This is a genomic window from Geobacter sp. (assembly GCA_009684525.1).
Lineage (GTDB): Bacteria > Desulfobacterota > Desulfuromonadia > Geobacterales > DSM-12255 > Geoanaerobacter.
The window spans coordinates 649,143-670,196 of the sequence record WKKR01000002.1; the positions used below are offsets into that span (position 1 = coordinate 649,143).

22 protein-coding genes are annotated in these 21,054 nt (G+C 52.5%); 15 read left to right on the forward strand and 7 right to left on the reverse strand.

The features are described from left to right. Position 1 precedes the first annotated feature (1 nt). From GJT30_09095 to GJT30_09115, 5 genes are all read left to right on the forward strand, one after another. Positions 2–1,570 (forward strand): NADH-quinone oxidoreductase subunit M, encoded by a 1,569-nt coding sequence (locus tag GJT30_09095; GenBank protein MSM39757.1) that lies wholly within the window; start codon positions 2–4, stop codon positions 1,568–1,570. Between the two features lie 24 nt (positions 1,571–1,594). After that, positions 1,595–3,049: an NADH-quinone oxidoreductase subunit NuoN gene (nuoN, locus tag GJT30_09100; protein MSM39758.1), complete on the forward strand. Its 1,455-nt coding sequence runs from the start codon at positions 1,595–1,597 to the stop codon at positions 3,047–3,049. Between the two features lie 303 nt (positions 3,050–3,352). Then, positions 3,353–3,622, forward strand: coding sequence for a hypothetical protein (locus GJT30_09105; GenBank protein ID MSM39759.1), 270 nt, complete (start codon positions 3,353–3,355; stop codon positions 3,620–3,622). Positions 3,623–3,639: 17 nt separating this feature from the next. Next, positions 3,640–4,437: a TSUP family transporter gene (locus tag GJT30_09110; GenBank protein MSM39760.1), complete on the forward strand. Its 798-nt coding sequence runs from the start codon at positions 3,640–3,642 to the stop codon at positions 4,435–4,437. 33 nt (positions 4,438–4,470) lie between these two features. After that, complete coding sequence (locus GJT30_09115) at positions 4,471–5,175, forward strand: response regulator (GenBank protein MSM39761.1); 705 nt, start codon at positions 4,471–4,473, stop codon at positions 5,173–5,175. Positions 5,176–5,179: 4 nt separating this feature from the next. Here the strand turns inward: GJT30_09115 and GJT30_09120 are convergent, their stop codons facing one another. Genes GJT30_09120 through GJT30_09135 form a run of 4 tightly spaced genes read right to left on the reverse strand, consistent with a single transcriptional unit; the run spans position 5,180 to position 6,378 of the window. Continuing rightward, the gene (locus GJT30_09120) at positions 5,180–5,416 is read right to left on the reverse strand and encodes a hypothetical protein (protein MSM39762.1); all 237 of its coding nucleotides are present in this window, start codon (positions 5,414–5,416) and stop codon (positions 5,180–5,182) included. 27 nt (positions 5,417–5,443) lie between these two features. Continuing rightward, positions 5,444–5,683, reverse strand: coding sequence for a hypothetical protein (locus GJT30_09125; protein ID MSM39763.1), 240 nt, complete (start codon positions 5,681–5,683; stop codon positions 5,444–5,446). A gap of 30 nt (positions 5,684–5,713) precedes the next feature. Further along, complete coding sequence (locus GJT30_09130) at positions 5,714–6,115, reverse strand: response regulator (protein MSM39764.1); 402 nt, start codon at positions 6,113–6,115, stop codon at positions 5,714–5,716. 38 nt (positions 6,116–6,153) lie between these two features. Next, positions 6,154–6,378, reverse strand: coding sequence for a hypothetical protein (locus GJT30_09135; protein ID MSM39765.1), 225 nt, complete (start codon positions 6,376–6,378; stop codon positions 6,154–6,156). A gap of 392 nt (positions 6,379–6,770) precedes the next feature. Here GJT30_09135 and GJT30_09140 point away from each other — a divergent pair, with 392 nt between their 5' ends. Genes GJT30_09140 through GJT30_09155 form a run of 4 tightly spaced genes read left to right on the forward strand, consistent with a single transcriptional unit; the run spans position 6,771 to position 10,633 of the window. Next, positions 6,771–7,112, forward strand: coding sequence for a cytochrome C (locus GJT30_09140; protein ID MSM39766.1), 342 nt, complete (start codon positions 6,771–6,773; stop codon positions 7,110–7,112). A 10-nt stretch (positions 7,113–7,122) separates the two neighbouring features. Next, on the forward strand, positions 7,123–8,565 hold the full coding sequence (pyk, locus tag GJT30_09145; GenBank protein ID MSM39767.1) for a pyruvate kinase: 1,443 nt from the start codon (positions 7,123–7,125) through the stop codon (positions 8,563–8,565). A 12-nt stretch (positions 8,566–8,577) separates the two neighbouring features. Beyond that, a complete protein-coding gene (locus GJT30_09150; protein ID MSM39768.1) occupies positions 8,578–9,702 on the forward strand; it encodes an NADH:flavin oxidoreductase in 1,125 nt (374 codons plus the stop codon). 25 nt (positions 9,703–9,727) lie between these two features. Next, positions 9,728–10,633, forward strand: a complete 906-nt coding sequence (locus tag GJT30_09155) for an AEC family transporter (protein MSM39769.1) — start codon at positions 9,728–9,730, stop codon at positions 10,631–10,633. A 50-nt stretch (positions 10,634–10,683) separates the two neighbouring features. On the opposite strand, the gene GJT30_09160 is transcribed toward GJT30_09155, so the two are convergent. Beyond that, positions 10,684–12,267 carry a peptide chain release factor 3 gene (locus GJT30_09160; protein ID MSM39770.1) on the reverse strand — a complete coding sequence of 528 codons (1,584 nt, stop codon included), beginning with the start codon at positions 12,265–12,267 and terminating at the stop codon, positions 10,684–10,686. 132 nt (positions 12,268–12,399) lie between these two features. Between GJT30_09160 and GJT30_09165 the strand changes: the two genes are divergently transcribed. The 4 genes from GJT30_09165 (at position 12,400) to GJT30_09180 (ending at position 15,364) form a co-directional block, all read left to right on the forward strand. Beyond that, entirely contained in the window at positions 12,400–13,098 is a 699-nt protein-coding gene (locus tag GJT30_09165) for a PilZ domain-containing protein (protein MSM39771.1), read from the forward strand. Positions 13,099–13,192: 94 nt separating this feature from the next. Continuing rightward, positions 13,193–13,951 (forward strand): YchF/TatD family DNA exonuclease, encoded by a 759-nt coding sequence (locus GJT30_09170; protein MSM39772.1) that lies wholly within the window; start codon positions 13,193–13,195, stop codon positions 13,949–13,951. Between the two features lie 53 nt (positions 13,952–14,004). Beyond that, on the forward strand, positions 14,005–14,778 hold the full coding sequence (locus GJT30_09175; protein MSM39773.1) for a tRNA threonylcarbamoyladenosine dehydratase: 774 nt from the start codon (positions 14,005–14,007) through the stop codon (positions 14,776–14,778). A gap of 88 nt (positions 14,779–14,866) precedes the next feature. Then, a complete protein-coding gene (locus GJT30_09180; GenBank protein MSM39774.1) occupies positions 14,867–15,364 on the forward strand; it encodes a ferritin in 498 nt (165 codons plus the stop codon). Between the two features lie 403 nt (positions 15,365–15,767). On the opposite strand, the gene GJT30_09185 is transcribed toward GJT30_09180, so the two are convergent. Together GJT30_09185 and GJT30_09190 are read right to left on the reverse strand one after the other, a co-directional pair. Then, a complete protein-coding gene (locus GJT30_09185) occupies positions 15,768–16,529 on the reverse strand; it encodes a transglycosylase SLT domain-containing protein (protein ID MSM39775.1) in 762 nt (253 codons plus the stop codon). Between the two features lie 83 nt (positions 16,530–16,612). Further along, positions 16,613–18,010: a response regulator gene (locus tag GJT30_09190; protein ID MSM39776.1), complete on the reverse strand. Its 1,398-nt coding sequence runs from the start codon at positions 18,008–18,010 to the stop codon at positions 16,613–16,615. A gap of 653 nt (positions 18,011–18,663) precedes the next feature. Here GJT30_09190 and GJT30_09195 point away from each other — a divergent pair. Next, positions 18,664–19,176 carry a chemotaxis protein CheW gene (locus GJT30_09195; GenBank protein ID MSM39777.1) on the forward strand — a complete coding sequence of 171 codons (513 nt, stop codon included), beginning with the start codon at positions 18,664–18,666 and terminating at the stop codon, positions 19,174–19,176. A 66-nt stretch (positions 19,177–19,242) separates the two neighbouring features. After that, positions 19,243–21,048: a chemotaxis protein CheA gene (locus GJT30_09200; protein ID MSM39778.1), complete on the forward strand. Its 1,806-nt coding sequence runs from the start codon at positions 19,243–19,245 to the stop codon at positions 21,046–21,048. Positions 21,049–21,054 lie beyond the last annotated feature (6 nt).

Consider the following 21,054-nt stretch of genomic DNA (forward strand, 5'->3'; position numbering starts at 1 on the left):
AATGAACGACATGATCCTCAGTCTGATGACCTTTTCTCCGCTAGCTGGCCTGTTGTTGTTGTTTTTCATACCGAAAAACAGTCATGGTCTGCTGCGGGGGGTCGCCCTCGCCACATCACTGGTCACCTTCGTTATCTCCCTGCCAATAATGACCGGCTTTGTGACGAATGCTGAATTCCAGTTCGTCCAAAAAGTACCCTGGATCGCTGCTGGCCCCTTTGAGATGAGTTATCATGTGGGGATTGACGGTATCAGCCTGTGGCTGGTCATCCTGACTACCTTCATCATGCCGATTGCAATCCTTTCAACATGGACTGCGGTCGAGGAGAGAGTGAAGGAGTACATGATCTTCCTCCTCTTGCTGGAAGTCGGTATGCTCGGGGCATTTGTATCCCTTGACATGTTCCTCTTCTATATCTTCTGGGAACTGATGCTGATCCCGATGTACTTTATTATCGGTATCTGGGGCGGCAAGAACCGTATCTACGCTACACTGAAGTTCTTCATCTATACCATGGTTGGCTCTCTGTTGATGCTGATCGCTCTGATAGTCCTCTACTTCAAGGCTGGTGGTGGTGATTTCAACATTCTCCGCTTCTACGGGTTGAATCTCCCTGCAGCGACCCAGACCTGGATGTTCTTGGCGTTTGCCCTTGCCTTTGCCATCAAGGTTCCGATGTTTCCGTTCCACACCTGGTTGCCGGATGCACATACCGAAGCACCGACAGCAGGTTCTGTTATCCTGGCAGCCATCCTCCTGAAAATGGGTACGTACGGTTATGTTCGCTTCGCAATGCCGCTCTTCCCGCAGGCAACTGAGCAGTTCACGCCACTTATTGCAACACTTTCGGTTATCGGCATCATCTACGCCGCTTTGGTGGCCATGGTCCAGGAGGATGTCAAGAAACTTGTTGCCTACTCATCCGTAGCCCACCTCGGTTTCGTCATGCTCGGTGTGTTTGCCCTGAATCAGCAGGGTGTTGCCGGCGGTATGCTGCAGATGCTCAACCATGGTGTTTCCACTGGCGCACTCTTCCTCATCGTCGGCTTCATTTATGAACGCCGACACACACGGCTCATCACCGATTTCGGCGGCCTCTCCAAGCAGATGCCGATCTTTGCCACAGTATTCATGATCGTCACCCTTTCCTCGATAGGTCTTCCCGGTACGAACGGGTTCGTCGGCGAGTTCCTCGTCCTGGTTGGCGCCTATGAGAGCAACCTTCGCTGGTACACTGTCATTGCCACAAGTGGTGTCATCCTTTCAGCCGTTTACATGCTCTGGATGTTCCAGCGCGTCATGTTCGGGGAGTTAAGCAATCCCAAGAATCAAGTGCTGAAAGACCTCAATGCACGTGAGATCGTGATCATGGTCCCGCTCATAGTAATGATCTTTGTCATGGGTCTGTATCCGAAGCCGTTCATTGATCGTATGGTGCCGGCAATTGATAAAATGATCCTGATCAGCAAAACGAAGCAGCAGGTAGCCTCGGTTCCTGCAATGCCTGCGATGCCGGCAATGCCTCATGCAGAGCCGATGACCGTGACCCCCGCAGCGGAAGAAAAGTAGACAAGCCACCGGAGGAGTTTATAGATGGAAACGATCGCTATGCCTGCAATCAACTTTGCCGCTATCATGCCGGAAATGATCCTTTCGGTGGTAGCCATGGTGCTCCTGCTCATCAACGTGTTCGTTCCGAGCGAGCAGAAGGCCTACCTGGGCTACATGAGCCTTATTGGTATCATCGTCACCTTTGTTTCGGTGGTAAGCGGATGGAACAGCCCTCAGGCAGGTTTTAACGGGGCAGTACTTCAGGATAACTTTGCACTCTTCTTCAAGGGAATATTTCTGATCTCCGCATTTCTGACGATACTGATTACCGACCAGTATCTGCAGCGTGAGGAGTGCAACTGGGGTGAAATGTACCCGCTGATCCTGTTTGCAACGGTCGGGATGATGCTGATGGCATCCGGAACCGATCTCATGACTATCTTCCTCGGTCTTGAAGTTCTTTCGGTTACTTTGTACATCCTTGCAGGCTTCAACAGGAACAATGTCAAATCAAACGAGGCGGGCCTCAAATATTTCCTCCTTGGTGCATTTTCCACTGGCTTTCTGCTCTACGGGATGGCCCTTACCTATGGTTCAACCGGTACTACGAGGATTGCAGGTATCGCGGAACAGGTCATGCAGAACGGCTCTGTCCTAGCCAACCCCATGTTGCTTGTTGGCATGTTGATGATGGCAGTTGGTTTCTCGTTCAAAGTAGCGGCTGCACCTTTCCATATGTGGACTCCGGATGTTTACGAAGGCGCGCCGACACCCATGACAGCGTTCATGTCGGTTGGTCCGAAAGCAGCGGGTTTTGCAGCATTCATGCGAGTCCTTCTGGTTGCGCTCCCGGCACTGAGGGCTGACTGGTCCATGCTCCTCTGGGTTCTCGCCGTTCTCACCATGACAGTTGGTAACATCACTGCTCTCTATCAGAACAATATCAAGAGAATGCTTGCCTATTCCTCCATTGCCCATGCAGGGTATGTCCTGGTCGGTTTTACTGCAGGTAACGCCGTTGGGACTGCGGGGGTTATGTTCTACATGCTCTCCTATGCATTCATGAACATTGGGGCATTTGCTATCATTGTCATGGTTGGGAAGAAAGGCGAAGATAACAATAACGTCTCTGATTACGCTGGATTTGGTTTCAAGCACCCAGTACTCGGCATGTGCATGTCGATCTTCTTGTTCTCCCTTGCAGGCATTCCGCCGGCAGCTGGTTTCATTGGTAAGTTCTATCTCTTCTCCGGAGCCATTCAAGCTGGGTATGTCTGGCTGGCAATTATCGGCGTACTGAACAGCGCAGCATCTGTTTATTATTACCTGCGCGTGATGGTCTACATGTATATGAAAGATCCGACGGAAGAGTTCGACTGGCTTAAGGTCTCCCCGGCAATCGCTCTCTGTGTTATTCTCGCAGTTGCCGGCGTGCTTATCCCTGGCATCGTTCCGGGGACGCTCCTTTCACTTGCTCAGCAAGCAGTGTTGATGTAATAGAGTCTTCACGATGTTCACATTCAAAGCCCCTCTGCTTGCAGAGGGGCTTTATTTTTTGGATGTGCCGGAAAACGAGGTGCTATAGTGAATCACACCGTGATCCGATATATCAAATGTAGTCTTCTGCTATTCTGTATCCTGTTCATTCAGATGCCTATAGCGGTTTCCGCTGAGGTTCCTACGAGTGAAGGTACCTATGTGCACCCTAACGTACGTGTTCATTGGAAGGTACTTAGATATAAAGAATATCTCGAGTTTACTGGCAGAGTACTCAATTGTTCAGGAGGTTTGCTCCTGAACATGGAAATCTCTACACGCCTTTATCCTGCCTTGGAAGCGAAACAGGGTGTTGCACGTTTTATCTTTCTGCCGCGCGCTGTATCAGCGGATGCCCTGCTTCCCTTTGGTATGCGGATAGCATTGACAGATGACAATCCTGCAGGACAACTTATGGTATCGCTCTATTACGAACGACTGGATTCTGAAGGCGTCGGGTTTCCTGTCCTGGAGAGTTATTTGATAGATATACCTCCAATTTCCCCGTCAGTGCATGGTGGGCCAGAGACGTGATAGTCTCAGAGGTGAGCCTGTTGTTTTTTGCTGCGTATGCTCTCGTTGGAGGTGTTGTCGGAACTCTTGCCGGTTTATTGGGTATCGGCGGAGGCTTGATCGTTGTTCCAGCACTCATGGTTCTCTTTGCTGCGGAGAAGTTGCCTGCACCCCATCATGTGCATCTTGCGGTTGGTACTTCACTGGCGACCATCATTTTCACTGCATTGGCCAGTGTCCGCGCGCATCATACCCATGGAGCGGTTGAATGGGGTGTGGTTTTTCGCATGGTGCCAGGGATTCTTATTGGGACAGGTGGCGCGACACTGCTGGTGCTTCATCTGTCAACCGGTTTTCTCAAGTGGTTGTTTGCCTGTTTTGTAATCTTTGTCGCATTGCAGATGATTTTCGATATCAAACCGAATGCTGTGCGCAACTTACCCGGCTGGGCAGGCCTGTTCACTGCAGGAGCGTTAATCGGCGGATTTTCGAGTTTAGTGGGCATTGGAGGGGGTAGTATGACGGTACCCTTTCTTGTCTGGTGCAATGTGACTGTGCAACGTGCCATTGCGACGTCTGCTGCCATCGGGTTACCGATCGCGCTTGCCGGCTCAACAGGCTATATGATTAGTGGTTACGGCATCGCCGGGTTGCCGGCACTGTGCATTGGATTTGTCTATCTGCCAGCCCTTTTGGGTATTGCATTTGCCAGCATGTTGACAGCCCCGATGGGGGCGCGGCTTGCCCATAGACTTCCCGTGCAGAATCTCAAGAAAGCCTTTGCCTGTTTTCTTCTGGTCATGGCTGCAAGGCTTGTCTGGAGCGCGATGCATTGATAATCAGTGAGTGATGCTTCTGTTTGATGGGAGATGATTATGGAGAACATGGTACTTCTCTTGGCTGGTTCCTTTGAGGAATTCGGAAGAATTGCTGATGAAATCAGGGGAAATTGCGTGTGCGAGGTTATTCTCGTCGCTGATGGCAGTCAGGTTGTCCAGGAGGCATTGGAATGCAAACCAAGGCTCATTTGCCTGGATCAGGATCTTGCCGGCTTGGATGGGGTGACATGCTGTGAGATGCTCAAAAGAAACGAGTCGCTAGAGGGAATACCCGTAATACTCATTGCCGCAAGTGCGCACCAGGATAATCTGAATCATTGCAAAAGCACTGGGAGTGATGCAGTACTGACAAGACCACTCAACTACGCTCAACTGCTCGGGATCGGACAGACGCTTCTCACCGGGGGTGACCGTCGCGAGGTGAGAATACATTGCCGAATAACCGTAGAATTCCGCCTGAATCATCTGCATCAATACGGTACATGCTGGAATCTTGGGGTGCACGGAATGTACATTGCCTACGACGGCCCAGTTTCAGTCGGAGATATGGTCGAGATGGGTTTTGTCGTTTCGGATATCTATCCGTCAGTCGTGGAAGTGTGTGGCCGTGTGGTTTGGATAAATAAAACCCCTCAAGGAGCTAGAGAAGATCTCCCTGAGGGGTTCGGGGTTGAGTTTACCGTGATCCCCGAGGATGCGCAGAGCATCATCAGAAGGTTCATTGCCGAAATTTAGAATCCTAGCTTCCGCTTTCTGTTGAGCTTGTTGCGAGTTCTTCGTGTTTTCCTGAATTGCCGTTGCGCAGACGAATGAATTCTATGATGTGCGTAAGGGCCACGAGGGAACAGTAGCCGATGAATACATACGCAAAGACGCTTGTAAAGGTACCTTCATCTGCAGAAGCTGCTGCCCAGGAATTTGTTACAGTGCAGATCAAGGCGGTCAGTACGGTTGCGACAGAGTAACCTCTATGCATGGTCCCCCTCCTTTTGCCCCATACGCGTTACTGTTCGGCAGATTCCTTGGCCAAATCGGCGGACGGGCTCTTTTTAACACCTGACGCAAAACCGACAATCATCATTATGGCTGGAAACAGTTGTACCACAACGATGAGTGCACACATGCCAAGGAATATCCAAACAAAAAGGTTGCTACTATCTTCTCGCGCACCAGAAGCTGCGAAGGCTGCCGGGACAACGATAATGCTCATTGCCTGAATGATAGTATTCACAACAGATCTCATGGTAATACCTCCACTGGTGCTCAGAAGTCGTCAATAGCTTCCGCAGGTAGCCTGTCCACGCAACATGTTCTTTATGGCACACCTTACAGCCTCCAGAAGTTCCTGCCTGGCTTCTGGATCGAAGGATTTACGTGCGTGATAAAAAATGCCTTCGCTTCGCACTCTACGCATGACAGGTAGTGGCTGGTCCCCGGAAACGAGGATGATGGGAACCTTTTTATTGCAACGCTTCAGAATCGGTACCAGTTCCACGGCGCTGACATCGTCACATTTCTGCCCGAGTATGATGACCTCTGCCTTTTTCTTCAGAGTATCGTTCAGGACGCTTGCGAGGGAATCAGTTACGGTTACAGAGTATCCTGCCTGACCGAGAAGGGCGGCAATCTTTTCTCTGCTGTCGTTATCACTATCGGCAACCAAAAGGGTTATCATGGTGGTCAGCCTCGCTGGTATTGGGGTTGTCCTGCCGGTCACTCGCTAGCCTGCTGTGCTTTTTCTTCCTTGCCAAATATGCCTTTGAGCATGGAACCGAAGAGCAGCATGCCTGGAACCAGCTGAAAGATGATGATTATGGCGCCGAATGCGAGAAAAAGCGTGACAAGCAGACCATTTTCGTCTGAAGATGCCCCACTGGCGGCAAATGCTGAAGATGTGATAAGGGCCAGAGCAGTTGTGATTTTAAGAGCGGATTTCATGGGAGCCTCCTTTGACTGCATCTATAACGGATTATGCCTTATCACTAGCATCTGTCGTGCCATAAGTTAGTTGGTGTTAATAAAAACATTGTAACATGCTGATTGTAAAGGTGTCAGCGACCACTGAGCAGTAGGCTTTCAGATGACGACTGGGTGTCTACTGTATCGGGTATATATACAGACATGACAATGCTATGCAATAGAATGATTGCGGAGTCTGCAGGCTAAGTAGATGATATCTTGGCATTTCTTTGTGGAGAAAACAGTGTATAAAATTGTAAGTCAGCGCGTGGAACAAATGTCAGGAGCATTGTAGGTGTAAAGGAGAGTTGAGATAGCACGACAGTGTGTTATGCTATTGAAATCTGAATGAAACTGGGTTGAGGTGCGATATGAGATTTATCTTTGGAGTGTTGTTCGGCATTATGTCGGTCGCGGTCATGAACGGATGCGTCATGATCTCAGCGTGGAAAAGCATACCTCCTCCCGGTGGGTGTGACCAGTGCCATACCGCTGCCATCAGCAATGACTGGAAAGTGGCCTACCAGGCCCCGATACTGACTGACGAACGGAACCGGGATGCGTTCCAGACTGCCACGTTCACCATGCCGCAAGCTGCCGGGCAACCTGCATCATCCCTTGAGGTGCGTAAGGTTCAGGACCTGAAATGCTTTGAATGCCACCGTACTCCCAATGCCGCACACCGTGGACGTGTCGGGCGTTTCCACCATTAAGGTCGCCCAGATGCCAAAAGCACTCCGCAGAACGAAAATTGTCGCAACACTTGGGCCGGTGAGTTCATCCCCGGCGATGGTTGGCCAGCTCATGGATGCGGGGGTTGATCTGTTTCGACTCAATTTTTCCCATGGCAGCAATCAGGAAAAATTGTCGACCATCGCCATGATTCGTGAGATATCGGGACAAAAAAATCGTCCGGTTGGTATATTGGCTGATTTGCAGGGGCCGAAAATCAGAACGGGAAGAATGGAAAACGGTGCCCTGCTTCTCAATAAAGGCGAGCAGCTGTCCATAACCACCCGTGATCTGCTCGGTCGCCCCGGATTGATATCCACCGTGTATCAAGCATTGCCAAAGGATGTGCAGCAGGGCTCACGAATACTGATGGATGATGGACTCATTGAGCTGAGGGTCATCGATGTCAAGGGGGATACGGTTCACTGTCTGGTTGTGGAAGGAGGAATCCTCAAGGACCTTAAGGGGATCAATCTTCCAGGGGTCAATGTCTCAAGCCCTTCACTGACGGAAAAAGACCTGAATGACTTGGAGTTCTGCCTTCAGGCCAGGGTTGATTACATTGCGCTTTCCTTTGTGCGTACTGCAAATGACGTCGAAGGGCTGAAACGGATCATCTTCGAGCATGACATGAACGTGCCGGTTATAGCAAAGATTGAAAAGCCCGAGGCACTGCGAAATTTCAAATCGATTCTTCGGGCTGCGGATGCCATTATGGTGGCCCGCGGTGATTTGGGAGTGGAAATCAACCCGGAAAAGGTCCCGCTTCTCCAGAAAAAGATCATCCGCGCCTGCAACGAGGCTGGCAAACCGGTTATTACCGCTACGCAGATGCTGGAGTCGATGATTATCCATCCTCGACCGACACGTGCGGAGACCTCTGATGTGGCCAATGCCATCCTGGACGGCACCGATGCAGTGATGCTTTCCGGTGAGACGGCGTCCGGCGCGCATCCGGTGGCAGCGGTACGAACCATGGCCAAGGTTGCAGTCGATGTGGAACGTTCCGAGTTGTGGCGTCTCACACCCCGTAAACACACCCACAGCAACAATGTCGCCCAGGCTGTGGCTGAAGCTGCTTGCCAGGCGGCAGCTTCGCTCAAGGCAAAGACCATTGCGGTCTTTACTGAATCAGGAAGCACGGCAGCACTCATCTCGAAATTCCGTCCGCAGCTGCCGATAATAGCCTTTACTTCGGTTCCTGAGATTGAGCGTCGCCTCTCTCTCTATTGGGGGGTGAGGACCTGCAGGGTAGGTAAGGTCTCCGGCACCGATGAGCAGATATTTGCCGTTGAGGAAACTATGCTTTCTCTCGGCTACAGGAAAGGTGATGTCGCCATAATCACCATGGGTGTACCGATCGAGGCCAGGGGATCGACCAATCTCATGAAGGTACACAAGCTAGGTGCAAAAGGATTCTACGAAATATTCTAGGGGAGTGCACTGATGCGAAAGCTGTTTGACGAGACGCGGATCAAGGGGATGCACCTTGCCAACCGGCTAGTGCGCTCTGCAACGTGGGAAGGAATGTGTGCCGATGACGGTCACCCAACGCGAAAGCTGGCGGAATATTACCGTACCCTGGCCAGCGGGCGGGTGGGGCTGCTCATCAGTGGTTATGCCTATGTTCGCCCGGATGGCAAGCAACTCCCCGGCCAGTTGGGAATATATCGGGACGAGGTAGTGCCCGATCTTGCATTGTTGGCAGAGTCGGTCCACCGGGAAGGGGGGAAGCTCTGCATGCAGCTGGTTCACTGCGGCGGGCAGACCACAGCCACCTACGCGGGAAGTCAGCCAGTCGCTCCATCTGCTCTCAAGGTCGATCAGTATCCCGAGATGCCGGCAGCGCTAACGATTGAAGATATCAGGACCATTGTCGAATGTTTCGGCGCAGCTGCGCGGCGGGTAAAAGATTCGGGGTGCGACGCCGTTCAGATTCACGCTGCCCATGGCTATCTCATCAATCAGTTCCTTTCTCCCCTTACCAACTGCCGTGAAGACGGCTACGGCGGCAATACGGAAAGCCGTTGCCGCTTCATGGTGGAAGTCTACCGTTCTGTGAGAGAAGCGGTCGGCCATGAATTCCCCGTGCTGGCAAAACTCAATGGTTCGGACAACCTTGACGGCGGACTGACACTGGATGATGCGGTGATTGCCGCGCGGATCCTCGATGACGAAGGTATCGATGCCATAGAGGTGAGCGGCGGCACGCCTGCCTCCGGTAACAAGACACCGGTGCGGCAGGGGATCGAATCGCGGGAAAAAGAGGCGTACAATCTGCCGCTGGCGTATCGGATCAAGAATGCGGTGACCTGTCCCGTGATAGTCGTTGGCGGTCTCAGGTCGTTTGAGCTCGTGGAGGGGATTGTCAGGCGGGAAGAAGCTGACTTTGTTGCATTCTCTCGCCCGTTGATCCGCGAACCGAATCTCCCCCGGCGCTGGGAGGAGGGGAACGAAGTCCATGCACGCTGTATCTCGTGCAATGGCTGTTTTAAACCGGGGCTGAAAGAAGGTGGCATTTACTGCATCGTCGACAAGATTGAGCGGGAAAACAGGGATACTTCACTGTGATGCATTTCAGAATACCGGCACGGTAATGTCCAATATCATCTTGCTCATTGTCTGTTTCCTTGCCGGAATGGGGTTACGGCGCACCGGCCGCTTTCCCGAATCCACTCCTGCAGCGCTCAACGGCTTCATCATTCACGTATCGCTTCCTGCCCTTGCTCTTCTCCATATCCACCGGCTTACTCTCGACGTTTCCCTGCTTTTTACTGCCGGGATGGCCTGGTGCCTGTTCGGTGCTGGCTATCTCTTCTTCAAGTTGACCGGACGACTGGCAGGCCTGGATACCCAAAGTATTGGTGCCCTCATGCTGGTGGGGGGGCTGGGCAATACCTCATTTGTCGGTCTGCCCATGATAGAGGCATACTACGGCAAGGAGTACCTGGGGATCGGGCTTATTGCCGATCAGCTCGGCTCTTTCCTTGTCCTCTCCACGCTCGGTATTCTGACTGCCACCATCTATTCGAGTGGCCATACCTCCCCCCGTGAGATCATTCGTAAGGTCATCCTTTTCCCGCCCTTCCAGGCGTTGCTCTTGGCGTTTCTGCTCAAACCGCTGCCGTTTCCCGAGTGGCTCACCAGTGTCCTGCAAAAACTCGGCGACACCCTGACACCGCTAGCCCTCGCTTCAGTCGGGTTCCAGCTCCGGTTTGGCCAGATCAGACAGGAGCTGAAGGGGCTTTCGCTGGGGTTGCTCTATAAACTGGCGCTCGGCCCGGTGATCCTCTATCTCGTCTATGTGGTCATGCTTGGCGGCAGTGGCAAGGTCATGCAGGTAACCCTTTTCGAGGCAGCCATGGCGCCGATGATCACGGCTGGCATCATAGCCGTCGATCACCGGCTGAACCCGTCATTGGTTACGCTCATGCTCGGGATCGGCATTCCTTTGTCGTTTCTCTCTCTTCCGCTCTGGTGGTGGCTTCTGCAGGGGGTATAACAAAAAAGCCCTCCGGGTGAGAGGGCTTGAAGGTGATGATGGTCCGACAGCTAGCGGTGTTCGCGGGTTTCGAGGAACACCAGTTCCTTCCAGTTTTCCATAGTGTTTTCCAGGCGCCACTGGCTTCCTGCCAGATAGGCCAGATTACCTTCCCCGTCGATATAGCAGTGCATGGCCTCTTTACGCTGGAATTCGTCCAGTTTCTTCTTTTCCCCGGTTACCCACCTGGCGGTGACATAGGATGCCGGTTCATAGGTGGCCTTGACCTTGTATTCATGTTCAAGCCGGTGCATGACCACATCGAACTGGAGCAGGCCGACAGCGCCGACGATCCAGTCAGCACCCATCTGGGCACGGAAAACCTGGGTGGTCCCTTCTTCTGCCAGCTGTACCAGCCCTTTTTCCAGCGATTTTGACTTCATCGGGTCGAGGAGTCGGACCTTGCGGAAATGCTCCGGGGCGAAATTGGGGATGCCGGTGAACTTGAGGTCTTCTCCTTGGGTAAAGGTGTCCCCGATCTTGATGATGCCGTGGTTGTGGATGCCGATGATGTCGCCGGGATATGCCTCGTCCACGTTGGTCCGGTCCTGGGCCATGAAGATCGTCGCATTGGCGATCTGCATGTCGCGGCCGAGTCGCAGGTGCTTGACCTTCATGCCACGGGTGAACTTTCCCGAGCAGATCCGGAAGAAGGCGATACGATCGCGGTGGGCAGGGTCCATGTTCGCCTGGATCTTGAACACAAAGCCGCTGAATGGTTCTTCATAGGGGGATACGGTGCGGGTCACCGCTTCACGGGGGAGTGGTGCCGGTGCATGCTCGACGAAGCTGTCGAGCAGCTGCTGGACCCCGAAGGTGTTGATGGCGCTGCCGAAGAAGACCGGTGTCTGCAGCCCGGCCAGGTAGGCCTCCTGTTCAAAGGGCTGTGCAACTCCCTCGATCAGTTCGATATCGTGCCTGAGTTCATCGACCTGGCTTCCCAGGAGCTGTTCGAGTCGAGGGTCGTCGAGCCCCTGAACGGTTACGATCTGTCCGGTTCCTCGTTCCGCCTCCGGGTCGAAAAAGGTCAACTCCTTGGTATAGAGGTGATAGGTGCCACGAAACCGTTTGCCCATGCCAATCGGCCAGGTCATGGGAGCACACTGGATCTTAAGGACGCTCTCTATTTCGTCGATCAGTTCCAAAGGTTCGCGCCCTTCACGGTCAAGCTTGTTGATGAAGGTCATGATCGGGGTGTGCCGAAGCCGGCAGACCTCAAGGAGTTTCTTGGTCTGGCTTTCCACCCCTTTCACCGAGTCGATGACCATCAGAGCGGAGTCAACGGCAGTGAGGACACGATAGGTATCTTCGGAAAAGTCGTTGTGGCCGGGGGTGTCGAGAAGATTGACCTCGAAATCCTGGTAGGTGAACTTCATGACCGACGAAGTAACGGAAATGCCACGCTGTTTTTCCATCTCCATCCAGTCGGAGGTGGCATGACGGGATGCCTTCCGCGCCCGAACCTCGCCAGCCTGTTGAATGGCGCCACCAAAAAGGAGGAGTTTTTCGGTGATGGTGGTCTTTCCAGCGTCCGGATGGCTAATTATGGCGAAGGTGCGGCGCCTGTCGATTTCATGAACATTGTATTGCTGCACGATGCAACTCCGAAAAAAATCTGGACAAAATAAAGGCGAAGAGGATATCTTCGCCAAAAACAATGCTATAATTGCACGTTAGAAAAAAAAGGGCAACAGCAATCTGCCTGTTTCGGACATGGGGCGTTCTGTATGAGTGATGTCTATCATCTGTTGACGGTTGCTGATGTTCAGAAAGACACGGCTGCTATTGTCGAGGTGCTGAAGGGGATTCATGAATCACGTCTCCCCAACGACCTGAGGCTGCTCAACTATTACCGGGAGATGCCGGTCAGCTATGATGCGGTGGTCTCATTTATCGATGAAGACCTGGTAGAGCTCAAGGTGCATCAACACCAGGCCGTGGTGATGTATGCCGAAAAGATGACCTTCCTGAAGAGTGCCCATTTCCCTCACGATGTGGTTGCAAAGACTTATAAGGTCAATGTTGACAAGAGTGTGGCCTTGCTCTCACGCTTTTCCTATGCCCAGATACGGGCAGAACGACGGCGATTCATCCGTGTGGAGATCGGTGAGAGGATAGAGATTGCTTTCAGGCGGTTGGGAGTAAATGTGCCCGGACGGCTTCTGGATATCTCCATCGGTGGCCTTTCGCTTGTCAGCCCCGAGCAGCATGCCGTTGACCTTGAAACCGCGGGCATCCTCAGTGTCTCTCTTCCCAATGTTCAGTTGGAGATTCCCGGCAGACTCATAAAAATTATCCCCCTCGACGCCCAGTGGCGATATATCTTCGAATTGGAAACTGACAACCGGATAGAAGCTGCGATATCGCAGTTCATTTTCCAGAAGCAGGTCGAGATCATCCGGGAGCTGAAGGACCAGTTGTTCTGAATAAAAACTCCTGCCCGCAGACCTCCTGCCTGTCGTGCTGCTCTGCTGGTGGCGGAATCGACATGCGCCTGCTTGAATCTTTCCCCGTATACCTATGCTGGTAGACACCCATTGCCATCTGGATGAACCGGGCCTGAACTGCAGGCTGGAGCAGGTGTTGTCCACTGCCAATGACGCCGGAGTGTCGCGGTTCATCGTCCCTGGTGTTGACGGGCAGCATTGGCCTCGCATCGCCTCCACCGCCGATGCGAGACGAGGGATTTTTCCTGCCTATGGCCTTCATCCGATGCATGCCGCCCACTTTACGCCTGCGATGTTTGACCGTCTCAAGGAGTACCTCCCTCAAGCGGTTGCCGTCGGTGAGATTGGCCTTGATTACCTGTGCACGGATGTGCCGCGGGAGATACAGGTTGAGGCCTTCCGCCAGCAACTCCGGCTGGCGGTGCAGTCAGGGATGCCGGTGCTCATCCACTGCCGGCAGGCCTTTCGCGATCTCATGGATATCCTGCGCCAAGAGACGGTGCAGCGGGTCGGCGGGGTCATGCATGCCTTTTCGGGAAGTCCGGAGATCGCCCGGGAGGCGGTAAGGCTCGGTTTGCTCATTTCAGTTGCCGGTCCGGTGACGTATGCCAATGCAGTTCGTCCGCTGCAGGTGGCTGCGCAGGTACCTCTCGACAGTCTGGTGATCGAAACCGATGCCCCTGATCTTACTCCCGAACCGCACAGAGGCGGGAAGAATGAGCCGGCGTTCCTCCCTCTGGTTGCAGCGGCGGTTGCACGTATTCGCGGTGTATCCTTCGAAGAGGTGGCGGAAGCAACAACGGCAAATGCCCGCCGATTATTCGGGATATGAAGCGGATTTTCTCGGCATACATGCGGCACGTTGGCTCCTGGAGAAAGGGATAGGTGGCAATGTTACACCGTTTTTCACGAAACGAGCTCCTGATTGGTCCGAATGGGCAGGGCCGGCTGCGTGAGGCGACCGTTGGGGTCATTGGCCTGGGTGGCGTCGGGAGTTACGCAGCCGAGGCGCTCTGCAGGGCTGGAGTCGGACGTCTGGTAATCGTCGATTTTGATGATATCTGTCTCACCAACGTCAACCGGCAGTTGCATGCCATGGTGGGTACGGTGGGGAAGCCCAAGGTGCAGGTAATGGCCGAGCGGCTTCGCTTGATCAATCCGGATGCCGAGGTCGTCCCGTTCAGGGAGTTTTATGCAGCCGAGAATAGCGATCTTCTCTTTTCCCAGCGACTCGATTATGTCGTAGACGCCATCGATCATATTACCAGCAAGCTCCATTTGATCAAAAGCAGTCTGGAGCGTTCCATTCCCCTCATTTCGAGCATGGGTGCAGCAAACCGTCTCGATCCGACCCTGGTGCAGGTTGCTGACATCTCTGCTACCCATGGTTGCCGCATGGCGCGGACTATGAGGAAACTGCTGAAAAAACAAGGCATAACTCGCGGTTTCAAGGTGGTCTTTTCCACAGAGGAGTACCGCGCCCCTCTCACCCAGGATGGCAGTTGCCGTGGCAACTGTATCTGCCCCAATCGCGATGACCAGGCGTTTACCTGTGAACATCGTCGGCTGATTCTCGGCAGTATCTCCTTTATCCCGGGTATCTTTGGCCTCACCATGGCAGGCGTTGCCATAAACGACCTACTGAAAACCCTTGATTGAAAATCATCGGGGGGCATTGACTCGCCTCTATTTGCCGATATACTGACTTCCACAAATATTTCAATCGAATGCAGAGGAGGTGACGTTTATGGGAAAAGAATACTCTGTGCAGGAAGCATTGAAATTGGCGGTTCAGGGTGAGAAGGACAGCTTGGATTTTTATCGCAAGGCAGCCGCGGTTACCAAGAATGATCGGGCCAAGAAGGTGTTTGAACTGTTGGCTAATGAAGAGGTCGGTCACCTGAAGTCTTTCTTCGAGCACTATAAGGGAGGGGAATTCGGCGATCTCAAAACCTTCATCGAATCACCGCCCGACAAAAAGAGCGCGACCATTCTGGCTCTTGAGAAGGCCATCAACGAGAATACCCATGAACAGAAGGCCCTGGAGATCGCCCTCAAGGAAGAGAAGTCCTGTATCGAACAGTACACCCTCCTGGCCAAGGACATCATCGATCCGTTGGTCAAGGGGATCTTTACCCGGGTTGTCAAGGAAACGCAGAACCATTACGACATGATTGAAGACGAGTACATGCATGTCATGCGTATGGTTGACAAATCCGACCAAGATACCTATGTAAGGGAATGATGAGACACAGAGCCAAAATACGTGTAGTCGCCCTGCTTTTGCTGGCGGGTGTTCAGGGAGTGGCCTGGGGTTCGCAAGATGTGCGGAAGGTAAAGCTCGTGCAACCTGAACAGAAGGTTGTCGAAGAAAAGTGTCTAGTCTGCCACAACCATCAGCGGATTGATGCTGCACGGGAAGCGCAACGGGACACAGAGGCCATCCTTCGCAGAATGGAGGCCAAAGGGGTCAGGTTGACAGCTAGAGATCGTCAGGTGATCGGCCACTTTCTGTCAAATCCGTTCAAGCAAGGAGATCGTGAATCTGGTACAGCAGGGAGCGGCAAAGCAAAGTAGCAAATATGATTCAGAAAAAAACAGAAGCGGTCGGTATCCACACCGGCCGCTTTTTTTATGAGTGTACCAAGCTAGCCCTGATACTGGGAATAGTATCCCTTGACCCGAGCAAGGTAGTTACGCGTTTCCTGGGGAAGTACCGAGGTTCCCTTCTTGTCCACATTGCCCGGCCCCCAATTGTAGGCAGCCAGTGCTGAGTCCACATTTCCGTGATACCGCTTCAGCATGTCTTTGAGAAATCTGGTGCCGGCCATGACGTTTTGTTCGGGGTCGAAGGAGTTGGTGACCCCTAGATCCCGAGCTGTCCCGGGCATGAGTTGCATCAGGCCCTGTGCCCCGGCGTGGGAGACGGCGGTGGGGTTGAAGTTGCTTTCAGCTTTTATGACTGCCTTGATGAGAGACACATCAACGCCGTGACGCTGTGACGCCTGGTTTATGATTCCGTCAAGATCAGTGGGTGATGAAAGCGTTTCCTGGCTGATGAGCGGACCCTGTGCCGGGAGTTGCTGGGTTGTTGTACTGTCAACCTGTTGACTTCCTCCCACGAGATTAGCCAAAATCAGTTTAGCTGGTGAGATGAATGACACAGGAGATGCCGATGATTCGGTGTTACCCAAAGACAGGGCATTTTTCATCATCTCCAGCTGCATGAGCTCTATGGCTGCGTTGGCAGCTGCACCACTAGTCCGTGGGATGCCTTGCTGCTGCACATCAACAGCTGCTGACATGACGTCGGCAAAGGATTGGCGGGCGGCTGCATCACTGGCTGAAGGACGCTCGGGGGGCTTGCCAGGAAGCAGGGATAGTGCGGATTCAACGGGATTGATGGCCATGGAGAGAGGAAAGCATATTGTATGCCATTCTCAATGCTCGTCTTCGGTGCCATGAAGGCTCCGTGCAGGGCAGGAGGAATACGTTACAGAGGTTGCGCTGATCCCGGGATGAGCAGCTTTTTCTTCTTCAGTTTTTCGATGAGTGTCGTTCGCTTCAGGTTCAGCAGCATGGCAGCTTCTTTCTTGTTCCCGGCGGTTTTTTCCAGTGCCTGAAGGATCAGTTGATTTTCGAATTCCTCGACTGCACTGTTGAGGCAGAAACCCTTGTCCGGAAGGGAGATCGGTTCGTTCGTCAGGGTGGATCTTCGCCCCCGGTATTTTTCGGGAAGGTCGCTGACTGAGATGATGCCACTCCCTTTCAGTATGACCATTCGCTCGATAAGGTTCTCCAATTCGCGAACGTTTCCCGGCCAGTCATAGTTGGAGAGGAGATGCATGGTCGTGGCATCGAGACCTTTGACCTTGTGCTGTTTATCTTTGTTGAATCGCTCCAGGAAGGTATTGACCAGTAGCTGGATATCGCCTTTACGTTCGCGAAGCGGCGGAAGGTTTATGGGGATGACTGAAATCCGGTAAAACAGGTCTTCGCGGAACTCTTTCACCGAAACCAGTTTTTCAAGATTCTGGTTTGTCGCAGCAATTATGCGCACATCGATCTTTTTGGTTGTGGTGGAACCGACGGGTTCGAGTTCCTTGTTTTGCAGAACGCGCAGCAACTTTACCTGGAGGCTGGGCTTCATGTCCCCAATTTCGTCAAGGAACAGAGTCCCCTTGTCGGCCATTTCAAAACGTCCGATTCTGGTTGCAATGGCACCAGTAAAGGAACCCTTGACATGACCGAATAATTCGCTTTCCAGGAGATCGTCGGGAATAGCTGCGCAGTTTACCGGGACGAAGTTCTTTGCGTGCCGGTTGCTCAGATCGTGTATGGCACGTGCAACAAGCTCCTTGCCCGTGCCGGACTCACCCTGCAGGAGAACGGTCGAGTCGGAGTTTGCCACCTTTTCGATAAGCTCGAAGAGGGCAAGCATCTTGTCGCTTTCACCAATGATATTGTTGAGGCGTGGCCGGTTTTTGATGCAGGGTTTGGTGCGGAAGCTCTGATTCTGCAGTGCATGGTGCTCAAGACCACGCTTTACGTGGGTTTCGAGTTCTTCAAGGTTAAACGGTTTTTCGAGATAGAAAAATGCTCCTGCTTTGAGGAGGTTAGCAGTCATCTCCGAATTGGCAAAGGCACTGTACGCGATAGTCACGATTTCGGGCCTTAATGCCTTGAGTTTCTTGATAAATTCTATTCCGTTGATGCGAGGCATCATCAAGTCGGTGATGACCAGGTGCACTTCATTCATGTCAATCTTCTCAAGTGCATCTTGACCGTCAGAAGCTTGATAAACCTGGTACCCCTTGTAACTCAGGAATGCAGCGACAAAATCTCTCGTCTTTTTGTCATCATCAGCAATGAGAATCTTGGCATTCTCCATGGATACCTCGTTCCGGCGATTAAAGTTAGAACATTACTCGCCGAAGAGTTTCATAACGATGCCTACTATAACACATGGGCAGTGAAAGTCAATAAAATGACTCTCTGAAAATGTATCGAAAGGGAGCGGGTAAAGTGAAATATCATCTCGACTCTTGGACGATTCTACCCTGCTGCAATTAAAGAAATATCCTGCCAGTCAGCGGCGTAGGTGTCAAAAGTGTGTCAGGAATATACGAGGACGGTTCTGTGCTGACGCTTGAGCGAGGAGCAGGTAAGGAATAATTTGCGATTTCTTTTTGGGCGGAGTCATGAGGATATAAATTTATGCGAAAAACAGGTGCATTGCACTCCGGATACGGTTTCCACTTACATAGCGCAGTGCCGCTTGGTTTCATCAGGACGGAATTCGGCTTGGTGGCAGAAAACATGACCCCTTCCCGTGCCATTTCCCCTCCCACAGGGAATAGCATCTTGGTTGGAGGAAATGGACCAGTTGAACATTCAGTCTCTCATTGCAACCAAAAAGAGCTGGCGAGGCGCATGCCGCACGTATTTTGATAGGTGGCTTTGAGAAAGTTCCATATGCCTTTTCATGTCACTGAGCGATTCAGTTTATGCAATACCCTCACGTATTTCAGATAGGAGGTTCTGATGGAAAATGCATTGACGATTCACCGTGACCAGAAAGAAAAAGAAGATGCCTCAGGTGAACTGATTCAACTGGTAAGTTTCAAACTCGATGAGGAAGAGTATGGGGTCGATGTGCTGAAAGTGCGGGAAATCATCCGGATGCCCAGTATTACGCGGGTTCCCAATACCCCGCACTATGTGGAAGGTGTGATCAACCTGCGCGGGAAGGTGATCCCCATCATGTCGATTCGCCGGCGGTTTGGACTGGGAGAGGTGGAAAACGACAAGAGCACGAGGATCATGGTGATGGATGTGGATGGCGAATTGATGGGATTCATCGTCGATTCTGTTTCCGAGGTCATCAGGATTTCCGAGAAAGAGATCCAGCCGCCTCCTCCGGTGGCAACTAGCGGTGTGGACCAGGAATGCATGTCAGGCGTGATCAACCAGCCTGAGCGATTGCTGGTACTTCTCGATCTGGAGAAGATGTCTTCCCGGGAAGACCGGAAGATGTTGAGCAATCTTTCCATCTAATCCGTCGACTCCGGTTTCGGAGTGACTTGCATGTGCTTGATTTATCGTTTGAGAGAGGGACTTCACATGTCAATGGAAATCGAAGATCAAGAGTTGTTGGACGGATTTCTCACTGAGACCACCGAGCTTCTTGAAAAGCTTGATGACGACCTGGTAACCCTGGAAAAGACCACAGGTGATACCGAGCTTCTGAACAGGATCTTTCGATCGATTCACACTGTCAAAGGCGCCTCAAGTTTTTTGGGTTTCGAGCTGCTGGTCAAGGTAACCCACAAGACCGAGGATGTGTTGAACCGGTTGCGCAAGGGTGAACTGGTAGTCACACCCGAAATCATGGACGTAATTCTCGAATCGGTCGATCTCGTGAAGGTATTGGTCAGCGATATCAAGGCCAATGATATCAAGGAACGGGAGATCGACGGAACGATTGAAAAGCTTATCCCGCTCCTTTCATCTTCTGCCACGGATGGTGGTTCCGCATCGGAAGCTGCCCCGCCGCAGCAGGCAGCAACCGCCACGGCGACTCCTGCTGCCGGGGAAACAAAACCGGAAGCGGAACCGCAATCAAATGCAATCTCGCCACAACCGCCGAAAGCCGCAACGGTGGCGCCGCCACCCCAACCCGTGGTAAAGGCCGTAGAGTCAAAAGGTGAAGACCTGTCGGATAATACGACAGTTCGCGTGGATGTGAAGCGACTCGACGATCTCATGAACCAGGTTGGGGAATTGGTGCTGGAACGAAACCGGATGATCCAGCTAAATTCCAATTATCAGGGTGAGGTCAACCAGGAAAGTTTTTCCGAGGATTTCAACAAGCTCACCAAGCGTCTGAATTTTGTAACTTCAGAACTGCAGATGCAAGTTTTGAAGATGCGCATGATCCCCGTGGAAAAGGTGTTCAAGAAATTTCCGCGCATCGTGCGCAACCTGGCTCGAGACCTGGGGAAAGAAGTCGATCTCCAGCTCATGGGTGAAGAGACCGAACTCGACCGTTCCGTTGTTGACGAGATTGGTGATCCTCTCATCCATCTCATCCGCAATGCCATGGATCACGGTCTGGAAACTCCCGACGAGCGACTTGCCGCAGGCAAGTCAAAAATGGGCACACTGATTCTTGCCGCAGCCCACGAAGGGAACCAGATCATCATCAGCATCAAGGATGACGGGAAAGGACTCGATCCGGACAAGATCGGCCGCAAGGCACTGGAGAAGGGGCTGATTACCGATGATCAGCTGGCATCCATGATGCCTAGAGAGATCCTTGACCTCATTTTCCTGCCGGGGTTCTCCACGAAAGAGAAGGCATCGGATCTTTCGGGAAGAGGAGTCGGCATGGACGTGGTGCGAACCAACATCAAGAAGCTGAATGGCATCATAGATATCAAGAGCGAATTGGGGAAAGGATCTGAATTCATCCTCAAGCTTCCGCTCACCCTCGCCATCATTCAGTCATTGCTGGTGGAGGTGGAAGGGGAAATTTACTCCATTCCGCTTTCGGCGGTTATGGAAACGCTCCGGGTAGATCAACGGGAGTTCCATACCATTGGCGGCAAGGAGATGCTGAAACTCCGGGAAATCGTTCTGCCGCTGGTCCGCTTGGAGCGGGTGTTTGGTGTATCTCGCAAGATGGATACGGATTCGGCGTGTTATGTGGTTGTGGTCGGAGTTGGCGAGAAGCGGGTAGGACTCATCGTTACCAGGCTGCTCGGACAGCAGGAGGTGGCGATCAAGTCTCTTGGGAAATATCTGGCCAATCTCCCCGGCATTGCGGGGTCGACCATTTTGGGTGACGGTAGTGTGGCCCTCATAGTCGATCCTGTCAGCCTGGTCGAAGGGAATGACGGCGCAAGTACCGGTCGGATAGCGGCATAGCGCGAC